This is a genomic window from Pleionea mediterranea, assembly GCF_003148745.1.
GTDB lineage: Bacteria > Pseudomonadota > Gammaproteobacteria > Enterobacterales > Kangiellaceae > Pleionea > Pleionea mediterranea.
The window spans coordinates 60,281-76,201 of record NZ_QGGU01000009.1 but is presented as its reverse complement, the minus strand read 5'-3'; the positions used below and the strand labels follow the sequence as shown (position 1 = coordinate 76,201).

Genomic DNA, 15,921 nt, shown 5'->3' with positions numbered 1-15,921 from the left:
GTAACCCTCGTTTAGTGACCAATGTAATGTATGCCGGTACCTTCTTGCCGGTTGGCTTCGTCCAGAGCGCTTTTCGCTTGCTGCATAAATTGCGTGAAGTTTTCGGTATCCAGATGCAGGTGAGTGACGCCAAGCGCAATTTTAACGGTTGCATCCTCTAGTTGGTACTGTTTCAGTGCTTGATGAATGCGTTCAAACACAGCCCGGGAATCATGGGTATTGGTGTAAGTTAGCGCGACAAGAAACACATCAAAATGGATCCTGCCGAGCAGATCGGTGGTTCTTAATTGCTGATCGAGCTCGGAAGCTACTTGTTTTAAATATCGGCTAACCGGTTCTCGCCCTAGTTTTGTTTCGGCGTCATTTAATCCGGTAAATTGAACTAATGCCACGGTTAATGGTTGATGGTAGCGCTTGGCGGTTAAAAACAGTGTTTCAAGTTGAGTAAAACAGGTGTGAGTGTTCTTTAAGCCGGTAATATCGTCAAGGGTGGTTAACTGTCGGATGGTTGCCTTGTGTCGCTGATTTTGCAGAAGCAGAGCCAGTGTTGAGATAAAGAATATCAGACTGAGGGTGATGGTGATTGTTTCTAGCACAAGATTCTCAACTAATGATGGATCTTAATTAACGTTTGGGATTGAAAAGTAACGAGCCTTAAAAAACACAGGGTTCCTGTTAGAAGCTATCTTAAAAATTAAAAGCTATCTCAAAAATGTTGCCCTTGATGGTACCGCGTTAAAATTCGACTCAAAATGCTCATATACTGCGAGTAAACAGTGCTTTCTCGTTAAAGTTTACCTTGTTCTTCCAGTTATAACACAAAAAAGGCGGCTCTCAGAGCCGCCTTTTTTGATTTTTGGAGTTAGCCACCAAAATCATCGAGGAAGATATTATCGCGTTCAACGCCTAAATCTTCGAGCATCTTAATGACTGCTGCATTCATCATGGGTGGTCCACACATGTAGTATTCACAGTCTTCAGGCGCTTTATGATCCTTCAGATAGTTTTCATACAGTACTTCGTGAATAAAGCCGGTGTAACCTTCCCAGTTATCTTCAGGCATGGGATCTGAAAGAGCGGTATGCCATTCAAAGTTATCGTTTTCGTTCGCCAGCATATCGAAATCTTCCACATAGAACATTTCTCGCTTGCTACGTGCGCCATACCAGAAAGTGATTTTACGATCGGTATTGATGCGGCGTAATTGATCGAAAATGTGAGAACGCATTGGTGCCATTCCGGCGCCACCACCAATAAACACCATTTCATTTTTGGTGTCTTTGGCAAAGAATTCACCGTATGGTCCAGAAATAGTTACCTTGTCGCCCTGCTTCAAGTTGAAAATATAAGAGGACATTTTACCCGGTGCCAGACTCCAGTTATTGGGTGGCGGGGTAGCGATACGCACATTCAACATGATCATACCTTTTTCTTCAGGGTAGTTGGCCATGGAGTAAGCGCGGATCACAGGCTCCTTAACTTCGGAAACCAGATCCCAGATTTTAAAGCGATCCCAGTCCGGGTGGTATTCCTTATCAACGTCCATTTCGCTGTATTTGGAAACATGCGGTGGACACTCGATTTGGATATAACCTCCTGCTTTAAAGGGAACAACTTCGCCTTCTGGCAGCTTCAAGCGTAATTCTTTAATAAAGGTTGCAACGTTATCATTGGAAATAACTTCACATTCCCATTTTTTCGTACCAAACACTTCGTCGGGCAGCTCAACTTTCATATCTTGCTTAACAGCAACCTGACAGGATAAGCGATAGCCTTCGGCAGCTTCACGTTTGGTAATGTGGCTTTCTTCGGTTGGCAAAATTGAGCCGCCACCGTCGAGTATTTTGCATCGACACTGGCCACAGGTGCCGCCGCCGCCACAAGCGGACGAAACAAATATGCCACTGTCTGCTAATGCGCCGAGTAATTTGCCACCGGCATTGGTTTGAATGGACTTATCAGCATCATCGTTAATGCTGATATTCACTTCACCACTGGCGACCAGTTTTGATTTGGCGAATAAAATTATCAGTACCAGCGCAAGGACAACCCCGGTAAATACTGAGACGCCTAATATGATCTCTTGCATGGGTAATACCTTCTCCTAATTACAGCTGAACACCGGTGAAGGACATGAAGCCCAACGCCATTAAACCAACAGAAATGAACGTGATGCCAAGACCACGTAACCCTTCAGGTACATCGCTGTATTTCATTTTTTCTCGAATGCCGGCCAAGGCAACTATTGCCAATGCCCAACCAAAACCACTGCCTATGCCATAGACCACAGACTCACCAAATTGGTAGTCACGTTCAACCATAAACAGGGTGCCACCTAAAATGGCGCAGTTTACCGTGATAAGTGGCAGGAAAATTCCGAGCGCGTTAAACAGGGCTGGAAAAAACTTATCCAGTGTCATTTCAAGAATTTGTACGATAGCGGCGATAACACCGATGTAGCAAATCAGACCGAGAAAACTTAAGTCCACTTCGCCAAGACCGGCCCAGGCCAGTGCGCCGTCTTTCAATACGTAGGTAAACAATAAGTTATTTACCGGTACGGTGATGGCTTGCACCACAATAACCGCTACACCAAGACCCATTGCGGTTTGTACTTTCTTTGATACCGCAAGAAAGGTACACATTCCTAAAAAGGCAGATAGCGCCAAATTTTCAATAAAAACAGCGCGAACAAATAAACTGATATAGGCTTCCATTACGCGGCCTCCACCTGATTTTTCTTCCAGGAACGCAATGCCCAGATGAGTAGTCCAATAATAAAGAAGGCACTAGGGGGTAATACCAATAAGCCATTGGTTTGATACCAACCACCATCACGAATCGGGTCTAAAATGGTGTAGCCAAATAATGTACCTGAGCCAAAAAGCTCGCGGAAAAATGCGACAACAAGCAGTAACGCTGAGTAACCCAGTCCATTACCTAAACCGTCAAGAAAACTCATGCCCGGACCATTTTTCATGGCGTAAGCTTCAGCACGTCCCATTACAATACAGTTGGTAATGATCAAGCCAACAAACACCGACAGCTCTTTCGCAATTTCATAGGCGTATGCTTTTAACAGTTGATCAACAACGATTACCAGAGACGCAATAATGGTCATCTGAACTATGATTCGAATGCTGGAAGGAATATGGTTACGGATCAAGCTTATAAGCAGGTTTGACATGGCGCATACAGTGGTCAATGCCAAACTCATGACAAAGGCTTTGTCCATTTTTCCCGTTACCGCAAGTGCACTACAAATGCCAAGTACTTGCAGAGCAATTGGGTTATTATCGAAAATCGGCGTAGTAATCACCGATTTTGCTTCTGCTTTATCAAACGCCATGTTTGCCTCCGCGTAATTTTTTCAGGAAGGGGCCGAAGGCGTTATCGCCCAGCCAATAGTTGATCAAGTTTTCAACACCCGTGCTGGTGTAAGTTGCACCGGAAAGTGCATCCACTTCGTTAGGCTGTTCGGCACCTGTTTTTACAACTTCTAAATTGGGTTTGTAATCTTCGCTGAGCACTTTTTTTCCATCCCATTGGGCTATCCATTGTGGGTTAGTAATTTCTGCTCCAAGGCCCGGTGTTTCTCCGTGCTCGTAGAATCGTATACCAGCAACAGTACGAGTATCGTTTTCAAGCGCTACAAAACCGTACATTGTTGAGAAGAGTCCGTAACCGTGTATTGGTAAAACGACTTTGGATAACTTCCCATTCTCTTTAACCAGGTAAACTTTACCGTAATTTGAGCGGCGTTTGATGCTGGCCGGGTCGTCTTTTTTCGATAACTTAACGCTGGTTGCAGGATCTTTAGCTGCTTGGCGCTGGTCAAAATCTTTTGTCGATTTGTCAGACGCGACTTCACCGGTTCCAAGCTCAATCACTTGCGCCTCAATTTTGTCAGCAAACAACTGACTAAAGTTTGCTTGCTCGTTTGGACCAACGATACCTGCGGCAATTAAAATACTGCGTTGTACATCGGCTGCTTTATTGGCCTGTTGATCTTCTTTCAACATAACTGCTGCGCCCGAAACAACGAGCGAGCAGACTAGGCAAAGCGCAACCGCAACAAAAATAGTTTTTGCGAAAGAGTCGTTACTAGCTGACATGACGACGAGCCCTCCGTACGATGTTTGACTGAACCACAAAGTGGTCGATAAAAGGAGCAAACAGGTTGGCAAAAAGAATAGCTAACATGATGCCTTCAGGGTAGGCGCTATTCACCACACGAATAAGGACGGTCATAATACCGATCAGCGCACCGTAATAATATTTACCGGTATCAGTGAGTGACGCGGATACCGGGTCGGTCGCCATAAACATCATGCCAAACGCAAAGCCGCCTGTAACCAGATGCCAGTACCAGGGCATGGCGAACATATGATTGCTTTCACTGCCGATGGCATTAAACATTAGTGTGGTTGCGATCATGCCGAGCAGGACCCCAAGGACGATTCGCCATGAAGCGATTCGGAAGTACAGCAGTGCAAGACCACCAATCATTATCATCAAGGTTGAAACGCCACCAAAGGAACCGGGGATAAAGCCGTAGAAAGCATCCCACCAGTTTTGGTCAAGTGCGTATTCCAGTTGACCGGCTGCCGCTTGTGCCAGAGGTGTTGCTCCTGAGTATGCATCGATAGCGGTCCAAATGGTTGAGCCGGACATTTCAGCAGGGTAAGCGAAGAATAAAAACGCACGACCCGCTAGCGCCGGGTTTAAGAAGTTTTTACCGGTACCGCCAAAAATTTCTTTCGCAACCACCACACCAAAGCTGATGCCCAGGGCTACTTGCCACAAAGGAGTATCGGGTGGCAGGGTTAGCGCAAACAAAACAGAAGTGACGAAGAAGCCTTCGTTAATTTCATGCTTACGCACACTGGCAAACAGAACTTCCCAAAAGCCACCGACGATAAAGGTAACGGCGTAAATAGGCACAAAATAGAGTGCGCCCAGGAACATGTTGCCGAATATCGAGTTAACATTGTACTCAATACCAAACATGCTCATGATGGCGCCGCGCCAGCCTTCAATTTCGGTCATACCAATGGACTGCATAGCCATAGTGGCTTGCGCACCAGCGTTGTACATTCCCCAGAACATCGTTGGGAAGGTACAGGCCCAGACGAATATCATAATTCGCTTGAGATCGACGTTATCTCTGACATGGGAAGTGGTGCTTGTAACATGCCCCGGTGTGTAAAAAATGGTGGTTACGGCTTCGTAAAGCGCGTACCACTTTTCGTATTTGCCGCCTTTCTCAAAATGAGGTTCGAGGTGGTCAAAAAAATGTCGTAACTTCTTCATTACCCTTCCTTCTCAATTGTGGTGAGCGCCTCACGCAAAATTGGACCGTATTCAAATTTGCCAGGACAGACGTAAGTAGCTAATGCCAAATCTTCTTCGTCGAGTTCTAGACAGCCTAATGCTTGAGCTGTATCTGTGTCTTTGCTGACCAGTGCTCTGAGTAATTGAGTGGCCAGAATATCCAGCGGCATGATGCGCTCGTAACTACCAATTGGCATAATGGCACGTTCACTGCCACCGGTTGAGGTGTTGAAGTCGAACTTTTTGCCGGGCATTAAGTGAGATATAAATGATCGGGTAACCGAAAACTTATCTTTACCGGCGTGAATCCAGCCAAAGAATTCTTTTTCACGGCCTTCTGGTAATAAGCTAACCTGATTGTGGAAACGACCAAGAAACGCACGTGCGCCTGTGGCAGAAAAGCCACTGAAAACAGAGCCTGATAAATGACGGATATCGCCTTTTTCAACTTCGCCGTCCAACACTTGTTTTAATGACGCGCCCATTTGGGTTTTAACCAGTTTGGGCTGTTTTGCGCTTGGGCCGCCAATAGCAATGATACGGTCAGTAAACAGCTTGCCTTCGGTAAACAACTTGCCTGTTGCAATCACATCTTGATAACCAATGTGCCACACAGGATGCTGATTAGATGCCCCGTGTAAGAAGTGGATATGAGTACCCACAAGACCTGCAGGGTGAACCCCATCAAACGACTCTGTGACTATTTTGTCGCTGCTGACAACGTCAAACTTGGCATCAGGTGCTGTACAGACAAACACTTTACCATCGGTTAAATGACTTAATACACTAAGACCATGGTTGAAGGCGTCGTTATTTTCGCCAATCGCGATGGCCGGATCAGCGGCTAACGGATGAGTGTCGATGGCCGTAACAAAAATAGCATCGGGCGTGCTATCTAATTCGGGCACTTTCGAGTAGGGGCGGGTTCTAAGCGCCGTCCACATGCCTGAAGCAACCAGGTTGGATACCACCTGATCGCGAGAAATAGAGTTAAGGCTGTCTGCAGAATATTGATCGAAGCTAACAGCGTCATCACCTTCAATATCAATCACTACGGACAATAGCTTTCGCTTTGCGCCTCGGTTAATCGCCGAAACTTTTCCGGCTGCGGGTGCCGTATATTGAACACCTTCGGTTTTTTTATCGGTGAACAGCACTTGGCCGCAAGCGACTTGATCGCCTTCTTCCACCATCATAGTCGGCTTCATACCGACGTAATCATCACCTAAAACAGCCACCTGAGTCACCGACTTGGTGTCCTTGATGGTTTGTTCTGGTTCTCCACTGATTGGGAGTGCTAGACCTTTCTTAATTTTAATCATACGCGTGCGCCGAAATCGTTAACATTTTGAAGTTAAAACGAATACTATAGTTCAAGCTGCCGACTTATGCCGGTGTAATGGACGTAACAAACCCGGTCTTGATGTTATATAACCCAAAACCTGAGGCTTAATACGCAAGTGATTGAACTACAAGAATTCCAAGAATAAAGTTTCACCTCATTCAGGGCGCGATATTATACTGCTTTTGATTAACGGATCGCCAGTTTCCAGCCAGATTTATTAGAATTTCTTTGCTTATCTTGATTTGACAGCGCTTAAATAGGTGCCAAACTTAAACAATAGTCGTGGCGATGGGCTGCAATTGATTGTATTTTAAGCAAATCCAGTCACCATCAAATAATAAATACGTGATCGGTTAAAGCAGTTTTTGCAAAACTGCAGGTGGAGATGCATGGGCGTATGTTAAGCCTTTGTCGTAAATTACACTTTGATGATTGAGGCTTCCCCAATCATCAAAGAGGGCTTATTATCCAGTATAGGGCTGGGTAGTGTAGATACTCCCCCACCGAATTCAATGGGCGTGCTGAGTGAATAAAGTTGTTAAAAGGATAATCTCAGGGTTTGTCATAGGTTATATGGGGCTTAGTGCTGCTCGTGAAACAGAGGAGCGGATACGCTCTACAATTCTGGTACGTATACCGCAACTGATAACCTGGAGTGAAAACAACGATTTTAACCAGCCGGATATTTCTTACCGATTATGTATTTATCGTGATCGCACCTACTTTAATTTTATTCGTGACTATCTGGGCAACGATGAAGCTACCGTAAAAGGTCAGCCTATTGAGTTATCGTTTACCCGGAAACTGTCGGATCTTCAGAACTGCCATGTTTCTTACGTAGGCAATATTTCCACCAAAGATATCAACCGAATTGTTGAGGCAAAATTATTAGAAAGCACCATTGTTGTGGCTTCCAGCGAGCAAAGTGCCGAACGTGGTTTGCATGTGCGCTTATTTGTCGGCTCCGCACAAACCATTGATATCGAGTTGAATCAGACAGCATTTATGGCACATGGCAGCGAGCCAAGGGTAAGCTTTTTAAAGCATGTGAATAAAGTTTACGGTCAATCAGCGCAGGAGAATTTATAATGCGTTGGCATGCTTCTATTCGTTCTAAGCTAACTCTGACCATTGCTGGGATATCTATGTTAACCATCAGCTTGGGTTTTGTGGTGGTCTCCATCAGTTTTTACAACAACTTAAAAGAGTCGTTGCAAAATGACGCCGTTTCACAAGGACGGCTGTTAGCGGAAAACAGTGTTCCTTATATCCTGTTCAGTCAGGCGAAACAGGTTGAGAGTCAATTATTAAGTAATACTTCGATCAACGCACCTCATAGTATTGCTATTTTCCAGGGGCTCGGCGGTGTATTTGCCAAGACAGAGTCGGGCGGCGGATATATTCATACCACCGATTACCGCGAAGGCGAGTCGATAATCTGGGATAACCGCTGGCTTCATGTTTATCAACCGATCAATGACTCTCTTGGCGAGCAAATAGGAACGCTTTATTTGCGGGTTTCTACGGCTCCGCTAGAAGAAAAGCTCGGTTCCTTTATTTTAACTCTGGCACTGTTATTGGTGGCCATGGTTGTGCTGTCTTTTTTATTGGCTCGTGGACTGCAAAAATACATTTCTCAGCCCATATTGAATCTGCAAAGCATCAGTCATCAGGTGACGGACAGTGAAAATTATTCATTACGGGTACCGGTGGTGTCGCAGGATGAAATTGGCAAGTTGTCACATACCTTTAATGACATGCTGGAAACCATTGAACGGCGGCAACGAGAGCGAGATGCCGCAGAAGAAGCCTTGCAGTTAAATAAGCGACGGCTTGAGCGTGCGGTAAAAGACTTACAGTATCTGGCTAATTATGATGCGTTAACGCAATTGCCAAACCGTGCTTTGTGTATGGATAGAATCCGATACGCACTTAAACGAGCCGGTCGAACACGGACCTATGCAGCGGTACTGTTTCTTGATCTGGATCACTTCAAGGATGTTAACGACTCGCTTGGTCACGCGGTGGGTGATGAGCTGCTAAAAGCGTCCAGTAAACGGTTGCAATCACTATTGCGAGAAGAAGACACCCTGGCCCGCCTGGGCGGTGATGAATTCGTCATAATTTTGAATGAGGTGGAAGACACCGAAGACATTATTACCGTGGTGGAGAAGATTGTTGAGAATTTCAATCAACATTTTAACCTGGCGAGCTACGTGGTGAACTCGACGGTCAGTGTGGGCGTCTGTGTATATCCGAACGATGGCAACGATGTTGATGAATTAATGAAAGCTGCCGATGCTGCCATGTATAAAGCCAAAGAAGTCGGCCGAAATACTTACGCCTTTTATGAGTCAGAAATGAATGAACTGGCGCTGAGGCGGCACCGCATTGCTAATGACCTAAGAGTGGCTATCGACAAAGGTGAGTTAAGTTTGGTGTATCAGCCTCAGGTTGATTTAAAAGAAAGTCGGGTAATCGGTGCTGAAGCCTTATTGCGATGGACGCACTCGGAGCTGGGCTTTATTTCGCCTGCCGAGTTCATTCCTATTGCCGAAAGTACTGGGTTGATAAAACAGATTGGTATGTGGGTATTGGATACCGCTTGTGCCGAAGCGCAGCGTTGGCAAGACAATGGTTTTAACGACTTAAAGCTGGCGGTTAATTTGTCACCGGTTCAATTCAGGCAGTCTGATCTGCCTGAAATGGTTGCGATGATTTTGAAAAAGTATAACCTTCCGGCAACAACATTAGAGCTCGAAATCACCGAGAGTATGTTAATGCGTGATGTTGAGCAGGCAATTAAAACACTGGAGCGAATGAAACGAATGGGGCTTCAAATTGCGATAGATGACTTTGGTACCGGTTATTCATCATTGAGTTATTTGCGCCGATTCCCGCTTGATTCATTAAAAATTGATCGCACCTTTATTGATGAGGTAAGTGTTGATCCGGATGACACGGCTATCACGCTGGCGATTATTTCGATGGCAAAAAGCTTGCGTTTAAAAGTGGTTGCAGAAGGTGTGGAAACCTTTGAACAATGGAATTTCCTGGCGCAACACGACTGCGATGAAATTCAGGGCTATTTGGTTAGTAAAGGCATTCCCGGAAAGGATTTTCTGGTCTTTATTGAAGGCTTCAGTGCCGAAAAAGTGGCTGCAACCAGCGGTCAAAACTGATCGTTTTATTTCTCTGTAAGCCAGTCCAGCAGCAGACTGGCGTCTTTATAACCAGTTTGGTTTCTATGTTGCTCATAAAATAGGTTAAAAATACGCTTTCTGCTTGTATCCCCTTGCGGCTTTGTGTAACATTTGCGCCCGCTTCAAGATGTGGGGAATAGTATGAATCGTCAGCCAATGGTTGCTGGAAACTGGAAAATGCATGGTTCGCCAAAAAGCATAAACCAGCTAATGGATGCCTTGACAGAGCAGGATCTTGAAGCGCTCACTTGTGAAGTTTTAGTTTGCCCACCAGCGTTATTTATTGAGCAAGTTAAGCGTTTGACCAATGATAAGATTAAGGTTGGTGCGCAAAATATAAGTGAGCATCACAAAGGCGCTTTTACTGGTGAAGTAGCGCCCGATATGATTAAGTCGCTGGGATGTCAGCACGCAATTGTCGGACATTCGGAGCGGCGCCAGCTGTTTCGTGAAACCAATGAACAGGTGGCACAAAAAGTAAAAGCATTGTTGGACTGTCAGCTAACACCTATTTTGTGTGTTGGTGAAACCTTGCAACAGCGTGATGCTGAGCAAACCATGACCGTGGTCATCGCTCAACTTAATGCGGTATTAGAAGTTGTTGGTATTGATGCTTTTGAACAACTGGTGATTGCTTACGAACCTGTCTGGGCAATTGGAACTGGTAAAACAGCCTCACCAGAGCAGGCACAACAAGTGCATGCCGAGGTGCGACAATGGTTATCGTCACACAGTGAAGATGTCGCATCTAAAGTAAGAATTTTATACGGTGGTAGCGTTAAGTCAGAAAACGCTGCTGAGTTATTCGGTCAGAAAGATATTGATGGCGGCCTGATTGGTGGGGCATCATTGAAAGCTGACGATTTTTATCAGATTTGTAAATCTGCAGGTTAAATAACATGCAAGACATATTATTAATAGTATTTTTGGTAGTGGCATTAGCGTTAGTGGGTGTCATTTTATTGCAACAGGGCAAAGGCGCCGGAATGGGTGCATCTTTTGGTGCTGGTGCTTCGGGAACGGTATTTGGTTCTTCAGGCTCGGGTAACGTACTCACCAAAATAACCACTGTGTTAGCCATTATATTTTTCGGCATTGCTTTAACACTGGGTTACATTGCCAATGGTACCGGCAAGGTGGCAGAAAAAGATCTGTTTGATCAAGCCGAAGAGCAGACTGCCCCAGTAGTAACGGGTAATCCTGATAGTGATATCCCGGTTGATGCTGGTAACGCAACAGGTGATTCTGAGTCGGACATCCCTGTTTCAGAAGCGCCTAAAAGTGATATTCCTGCTGTAAAAGACGCCAAGCAAGAAAAAAAGCAAAACTCCTCTAAAGACGATAGCGGTGATCAATAACAAATTTGCCCAGGTGGTGGAATTGGTAGACACGCTATCTTGAGGGGGTAGTGGCCGTAGGCCGTGCCGGTTCAAGTCCGGCTCTGGGCACCATATTATATAAAACCCGGCTTTTAAGCCGGGTTTTTTATGGCTAAATAAAGCCTCCTCTATCAATGCGTGAAACAGTATTTGAATCAGAATCAACAAAAGATCATTCAGACTATTCAGCAAATTCCCGCAGGCTGTGTTGCCAGTTATGGCCAGCTTGCGGATTTGGCTGGCTTGCCAGGCCGTGCCAGATTAGTGGGTAAAGTATTGCGCTCGGCGCCCGACGATTTGAAATTACCCTGGTACAGAATACTCCGTGCGAACGGTGCTTTGGCGTTTAGTGCCGGCAGCGAGCAGGCGATGCGGCAAATTGATAGACTGGCGGATGAAGGGGTGGAAGTTATTCGCAACAAAGTGGATATGAAAACCTATGGCTGGCAACCAAGTCTGGCCGATATTCTTTTTAAATTGGAGCAGTAGCCCTATGCAGCAAAATGATCAAAATAAAACCAGCGACGGTGTTGCAAAAATGGGCAAAGGAATGTGGTTTGCGGCGTGGATCATGGGAATTTTCTTACTCACGGTGTTTTTTAATGATCAACTGGAAAAGCAGGAAAATCCTAATCAAAATCCTGATTCCAGAATGGCCGGTGATTACACTGAAGTGATTTTACAGCGCAATCGCTTTGGTCATTATATTTCCAGTGGCGAAATTAACGGTTATCCCGTTGTCTTTATGTTGGATACCGGCGCCACAGGCGTGTCGATACCGCAAGATATTGCAAAGTCGATTGGTTTGCGCAAAGGTGCCGCATTTCAAACCTATACCGCCAATGGTATTGGCACCGGTTATCGAACGGAAATCGATTCTTTGTCGATTGGGGATATTTCGGTGGGTGCCATGGATGCTGGTATTGCTCCTAATATGCCGGGCGGGCAAGTGCTGCTCGGTATGAGTGTACTGAAGCAACTGGAGTTTACCCAGCGTGGTGATAAACTCATTTTAAGGCAATATCGTTAAGGTATTAGTTTTGTCTATGTGATTTATTTTTTCAATTACTTTCCAGTGCTAAACCGTTTGCTAACGACTGCTGTTTGTCGAACAGAGACTTTGGAAGTAATTTTTTGAACCTGAAAACCAACCTGTTTGTATCTCATTTTGAATTATTTGTAGGGCGTTCTGCTGTACTGAACTCTCAGTAAGCGGTTTCAGTTCTTTTTTCTGCCAGGAAAAGTGTGTAGACTCGAAGTGTAAGCTAAGTTATTGATGAAACATAAGTTATTGATGTGAAACGTCGAGTGCGGGTTTACAAAGCCGTCATCTGCAACTAGTCTTAAAGAAAAAAGAGCTGATAACAGCATGTTAGAGAACTACCTACCGATTCTGGTTTTTATTATGTTGGGATTAGGTCTGGGCGTTGGCCTGGAACTAGTGGGTTTTATTCTCGGCAAAAATAAACCAGACGATGCAAAAAACTCTCCCTTCGAATGTGGATTCGATGCCTTCGAAGACAGCCGCTCCAAATTTGATGTTCGCTTTTACCTGGTGGCCATTCTCTTTATTATTTTTGATCTTGAAATCGCATTTCTTTTCCCCTGGGCCGTGGTTTTTAATGAACTGGGTTGGTTTGGCGTAACCACGATGGCGGTTTTTCTTGCGTTGCTGGTGGTTGGTTTTATTTACGAGTGGAAGAAAGGGGCATTGGAATGGGAGTAAATGACGGTAAAGGTTTTTTTGTCACTTCCGCTGATAATCTGATCAATTGGGCGCGTACGGGGAGTATGTGGCCGGTTACTTTTGGCCTGGCTTGTTGTGCTGTTGAAATGATGCACACAGGGGCCTCGCGCTACGATATGGATCGCTTTGGTGTTGTTTTTCGACCTTCGCCCAGACAGTCGGATGTGATGATTGTGGCAGGCACCTTGACCAATAAAATGGCGCCAGCATTGCGCCGGGTTTATGACCAGATGCCAGAGCCACGCTGGGTTATTTCGATGGGATCCTGCGCTAATGGTGGCGGTTATTATCATTATTCCTATGCCGTGACTCGCGGCTGTGATCGCATTATTCCGGTTGATATTTATGTACCGGGTTGTCCACCGACGGCCGAAGCTTTGTTATACGGCATTATTCAATTACAAAATAAAATTAAACGCACTAGTACAATTGCGCGAACCACTTAGGAGTGTCTGTGGAGTCAAACGCCCTTGAGCAATGGAAACAACGATTACAACGACAGTTAGCAGACGATATTTCTGACTGTTGGTTGGTTAACGGTGAAGTGACGATTGAAGTAAAGACTGAAAACTTAATTGCCGTGGCACGACGTTTACGCGATGAAGACGGTTTGCACTTCGAGCAATTGATGGATCTATGCGGAGTGGATTATCTTGCTTATGGTAAAGGTGAGTGGGAAACCGAGCATGCCTCCAGCGCTGGCTTTTCCAGAGCCGTTGAGCAGGGGCAACAGGATGCCGAAATTAAATGGACGAAGACCCGCTTTGTGGTGGTTTACCACCTGTTATCGATCACCAATAACCAGCGACTCAGAGTGCGATGCAATGTGCCTGACAAATCGTTAATGATCCCATCGGTGACCAGTGTATGGGCCGCGGCCAACTGGTACGAACGAGAGGCGTTTGATCTGTTTGGGATCCGGTTTGAAAATCACGACGATCTGCGACGGTTATTAACCGACTATGGTTTTTCGGGGCACCCGTTTCGAAAGGATTTTCCTTTGATAGGTCAGGTTGAAATACGTTACGACGCCACAGAAAAACGCTGCGTCTACGAACCGGTATCGATTGAACCAAGAACTCTGGTGCCGAAAGTGATTCGGCACGATTCACGCTATCAGAGCGAACAGGAGGAGTCGAACTGATGGCTGAAATCCGCAATTACACCATGAATTTTGGCCCGGTACATCCGGCAGCGCACGGTGTGCTTCGGTTAGTGCTTGAACTCGATGGCGAAGTGATTCAACGGGCTGATCCACACATCGGATTGCTGCACCGGGCAACCGAAAAGCTGGCTGAAAGCAAACCCTATAATCAGAGCATTGGTTATATGGATCGACTCGATTACGTCTCGATGATGTGTAACGAACACGGCTATGTGTTGGCGATGGAAAAACTGCTGGGCATCGAGGTGCCAAAACGTGCGCAATACATTCGCGTTATGTTTTCCGAAGTAACGCGAATTTTAAATCACTTATTATGGCTTGGAGCACACGGTCTCGATATTGGTGCCATGACCATGTTTCTGTATTGTTTTCGTGATCGCGAACCTTTAATGGATGCTTACGAGGCTGTTTCTGGCGCGCGAATGCACGCCACTTATTTCAGACCGGGCGGTGTTTACCGCGATCTGCCGGATACCATGCCGCAGTATCAGGCGTCAAAATGGCGCAGTGAAAAAAATGCGGAACAATTGAATCAGGCGCGCAGCGGCTCTTTGCTTGATTTTCTGTGGGACTTTACTGAAACCTTCCCAGATCACATTGACGATTACGAAACCTTGTTAACGGAGAACCGTATCTGGAAACAACGCACGGTTGGTGTCGGTGTGGTGTCGCCCGAACGAGCGTTTCAACTTGGTTTTTCTGGTCCAATGTTAAGAGGTTCCGGTGTAGCCTGGGACCTACGCAAAACCCAGCCTTATGAAGTTTATGATGAGCTGGATTTTGATATTCCTATCGGGCGAAATGGTGATTGTTACGATCGATATCTGGTACGAATGGAAGAGTTACGCCAGTCAAATAAAATTATTAAACAGTGCATTCAGTGGCTTAAAAATAATCCCGGTCCCGTGATTGCCGAAAATTATAAAGTGGTACCGCCCAGCCGCGCTGCCATGAAAGACGATATGGAAGCGTTAATTCATCACTTTAAATTATTCACCGAAGGTTTTTGTGTGCCGGAAGGCGAAGCTTACGCCGCCGTTGAACACCCTAAAGGTGAGTTCGGTGTTTATCTGGTTTCTGACGGTGCCAACAAACCTTATCGGGTAAAAATTCGTGCCCCCGGCTTTGCGCATTTGGCGGCAATGGATGAGGTTGCTCGCGGTCATATGCTGGCCGATGTGGTGGCGCTCATTGGTACCATGGATATTGTGTTTGGGGAGATTGATCGCTGATGAGTTCAGAAGATCCTAAACGATTAACAACCATGATTTCTGCGAAGGCAATTGAAGAGATTGAACATTGGCGCAGTAAATACCCTGCTGATCGAAAACGGCCACCTATTATTGCGGCATTAAAAGTGGTTCAGGCAGAAAATGAAAACTGGCTCAGTGAAGAACATATGAAAGCCGTCGCCGATTATCTTGATGTTCCTCATATAGCGGTTTTTGAAGTTGCTACTTTTTACACCATGTTCCATTTAAAACCGGTGGGCAAAAACGTAATTTCTGTGTGTACTAATTTATCCTGCATGATGTGCGGTTCAGATAAAATTGTTGAACACCTGCAATCACGTCTTGGTATTAAACTCGGAGAAACCACTTCCGATGGCCAGTTTTCATTAAAAGAAGTGGAGTGCATGGCCGCTTGCGGTGGCGCTCCTATGTTAGAAGCCAGTGAAATCTATCACGAAAATTTAACGCCCGAAAAAGTGGATTCAATTTTAAATGACTTAGGGTGGGAGGCATAAG

At 45.5% G+C, this 15,921-nt stretch carries 18 protein-coding genes and 1 tRNA gene; 12 read left to right on the top strand and 7 right to left on the bottom strand.

All coding sequences use genetic code 11. The features are described 5' to 3' along the window. Window positions 1-11: 11 nt before the first annotated feature. The 7 genes from C8D97_RS12820 to C8D97_RS12790 form a co-directional block, all read right to left on the bottom strand. Window positions 12-596, bottom strand: a complete 585-nt coding sequence (locus tag C8D97_RS12820; protein ID WP_109764186.1) for a GGDEF domain-containing protein — start codon at window positions 594-596, stop codon at window positions 12-14. 266 nt (window positions 597-862) lie between these two features. Next, a complete protein-coding gene (gene nqrF / locus C8D97_RS12815) occupies window positions 863-2,089 on the bottom strand; it encodes an NADH:ubiquinone reductase (Na(+)-transporting) subunit F (protein ID WP_109764185.1) in 1,227 nt (408 codons plus the stop codon). Between the two features lie 19 nt (window positions 2,090-2,108). Next, entirely contained in the window at window positions 2,109-2,717 is a 609-nt protein-coding gene (gene nqrE, locus C8D97_RS12810; RefSeq protein ID WP_109764184.1) for an NADH:ubiquinone reductase (Na(+)-transporting) subunit E, read from the bottom strand. Beyond that, on the bottom strand, window positions 2,717-3,349 hold the full coding sequence (locus C8D97_RS12805) for an NADH:ubiquinone reductase (Na(+)-transporting) subunit D (RefSeq protein WP_109764183.1): 633 nt from the start codon (window positions 3,347-3,349) through the stop codon (window positions 2,717-2,719). Before C8D97_RS12805 ends, nqrE begins: the two co-directional genes overlap by 1 nt. Next, the gene (locus C8D97_RS12800) at window positions 3,339-4,115 is read right to left on the bottom strand and encodes a Na(+)-translocating NADH-quinone reductase subunit C (protein WP_109764182.1); all 777 of its coding nucleotides are present in this window, start codon (window positions 4,113-4,115) and stop codon (window positions 3,339-3,341) included. Before C8D97_RS12800 ends, C8D97_RS12805 begins: the two co-directional genes overlap by 11 nt. Then, window positions 4,105-5,313, bottom strand: a complete 1,209-nt coding sequence (locus C8D97_RS12795; protein WP_109764181.1) for an NADH:ubiquinone reductase (Na(+)-transporting) subunit B — start codon at window positions 5,311-5,313, stop codon at window positions 4,105-4,107. The genes C8D97_RS12800 and C8D97_RS12795 overlap by 11 nt, the downstream gene beginning before the upstream one ends. After that, window positions 5,313-6,656, bottom strand: a complete 1,344-nt coding sequence (locus C8D97_RS12790; RefSeq protein ID WP_109764180.1) for a Na(+)-translocating NADH-quinone reductase subunit A — start codon at window positions 6,654-6,656, stop codon at window positions 5,313-5,315. Before C8D97_RS12790 ends, C8D97_RS12795 begins: the two co-directional genes overlap by 1 nt. Window positions 6,657-7,204: 548 nt before the next feature. On the opposite strand from C8D97_RS12790, the gene C8D97_RS12785 reads away from it, so the two are divergent. From C8D97_RS12785 to nuoE, 12 genes are all read left to right on the top strand, one after another. Continuing rightward, window positions 7,205-7,768 (top strand): YfiR family protein, encoded by a 564-nt coding sequence (locus tag C8D97_RS12785; RefSeq protein WP_146196145.1) that lies wholly within the window; start codon window positions 7,205-7,207, stop codon window positions 7,766-7,768. Next, window positions 7,768-9,861: an EAL domain-containing protein gene (locus tag C8D97_RS12780; protein WP_109764178.1), complete on the top strand. Its 2,094-nt coding sequence runs from the start codon at window positions 7,768-7,770 to the stop codon at window positions 9,859-9,861. Before C8D97_RS12785 ends, C8D97_RS12780 begins: the two co-directional genes overlap by 1 nt. Before the next feature lie 162 nt (window positions 9,862-10,023). Further along, the gene (gene tpiA / locus C8D97_RS12775; RefSeq protein ID WP_109764177.1) at window positions 10,024-10,776 is read left to right on the top strand and encodes a triose-phosphate isomerase; all 753 of its coding nucleotides are present in this window, start codon (window positions 10,024-10,026) and stop codon (window positions 10,774-10,776) included. Between the two features lie 5 nt (window positions 10,777-10,781). Next, a complete protein-coding gene (gene secG, locus C8D97_RS18545) occupies window positions 10,782-11,240 on the top strand; it encodes a preprotein translocase subunit SecG (protein WP_109764176.1) in 459 nt (152 codons plus the stop codon). Between the two features lie 7 nt (window positions 11,241-11,247). Continuing rightward, a tRNA-Leu gene (locus C8D97_RS12765) sits at window positions 11,248-11,333 on the top strand. 78 nt (window positions 11,334-11,411) lie between these two features. Next, complete coding sequence (locus C8D97_RS12760; protein WP_109764319.1) at window positions 11,412-11,750, top strand: MGMT family protein; 339 nt, start codon at window positions 11,412-11,414, stop codon at window positions 11,748-11,750. Window positions 11,751-11,754: 4 nt separating this feature from the next. Then, the gene (locus tag C8D97_RS12755) at window positions 11,755-12,291 is read left to right on the top strand and encodes a retropepsin-like aspartic protease family protein (protein WP_109764175.1); all 537 of its coding nucleotides are present in this window, start codon (window positions 11,755-11,757) and stop codon (window positions 12,289-12,291) included. Between the two features lie 339 nt (window positions 12,292-12,630). Next, the gene (locus C8D97_RS12750; protein WP_109764174.1) at window positions 12,631-12,987 is read left to right on the top strand and encodes an NADH-quinone oxidoreductase subunit A; all 357 of its coding nucleotides are present in this window, start codon (window positions 12,631-12,633) and stop codon (window positions 12,985-12,987) included. Further along, window positions 12,978-13,454 (top strand): NuoB/complex I 20 kDa subunit family protein, encoded by a 477-nt coding sequence (locus C8D97_RS12745; RefSeq protein WP_109764173.1) that lies wholly within the window; start codon window positions 12,978-12,980, stop codon window positions 13,452-13,454. The genes C8D97_RS12750 and C8D97_RS12745 overlap by 10 nt, the downstream gene beginning before the upstream one ends. Window positions 13,455-13,462: 8 nt before the next feature. Further along, window positions 13,463-14,152, top strand: a complete 690-nt coding sequence (locus C8D97_RS12740) for an NADH-quinone oxidoreductase subunit C (RefSeq protein WP_109764172.1) — start codon at window positions 13,463-13,465, stop codon at window positions 14,150-14,152. Next, on the top strand, window positions 14,152-15,405 hold the full coding sequence (locus C8D97_RS12735) for an NADH-quinone oxidoreductase subunit D (RefSeq protein ID WP_109764171.1): 1,254 nt from the start codon (window positions 14,152-14,154) through the stop codon (window positions 15,403-15,405). Before C8D97_RS12740 ends, C8D97_RS12735 begins: the two co-directional genes overlap by 1 nt. Continuing rightward, complete coding sequence (gene nuoE, locus C8D97_RS12730; RefSeq protein ID WP_109764170.1) at window positions 15,405-15,920, top strand: NADH-quinone oxidoreductase subunit NuoE; 516 nt, start codon at window positions 15,405-15,407, stop codon at window positions 15,918-15,920. Before C8D97_RS12735 ends, nuoE begins: the two co-directional genes overlap by 1 nt. The last annotated feature ends 1 nt before the right edge of the window (window position 15,921 follow it).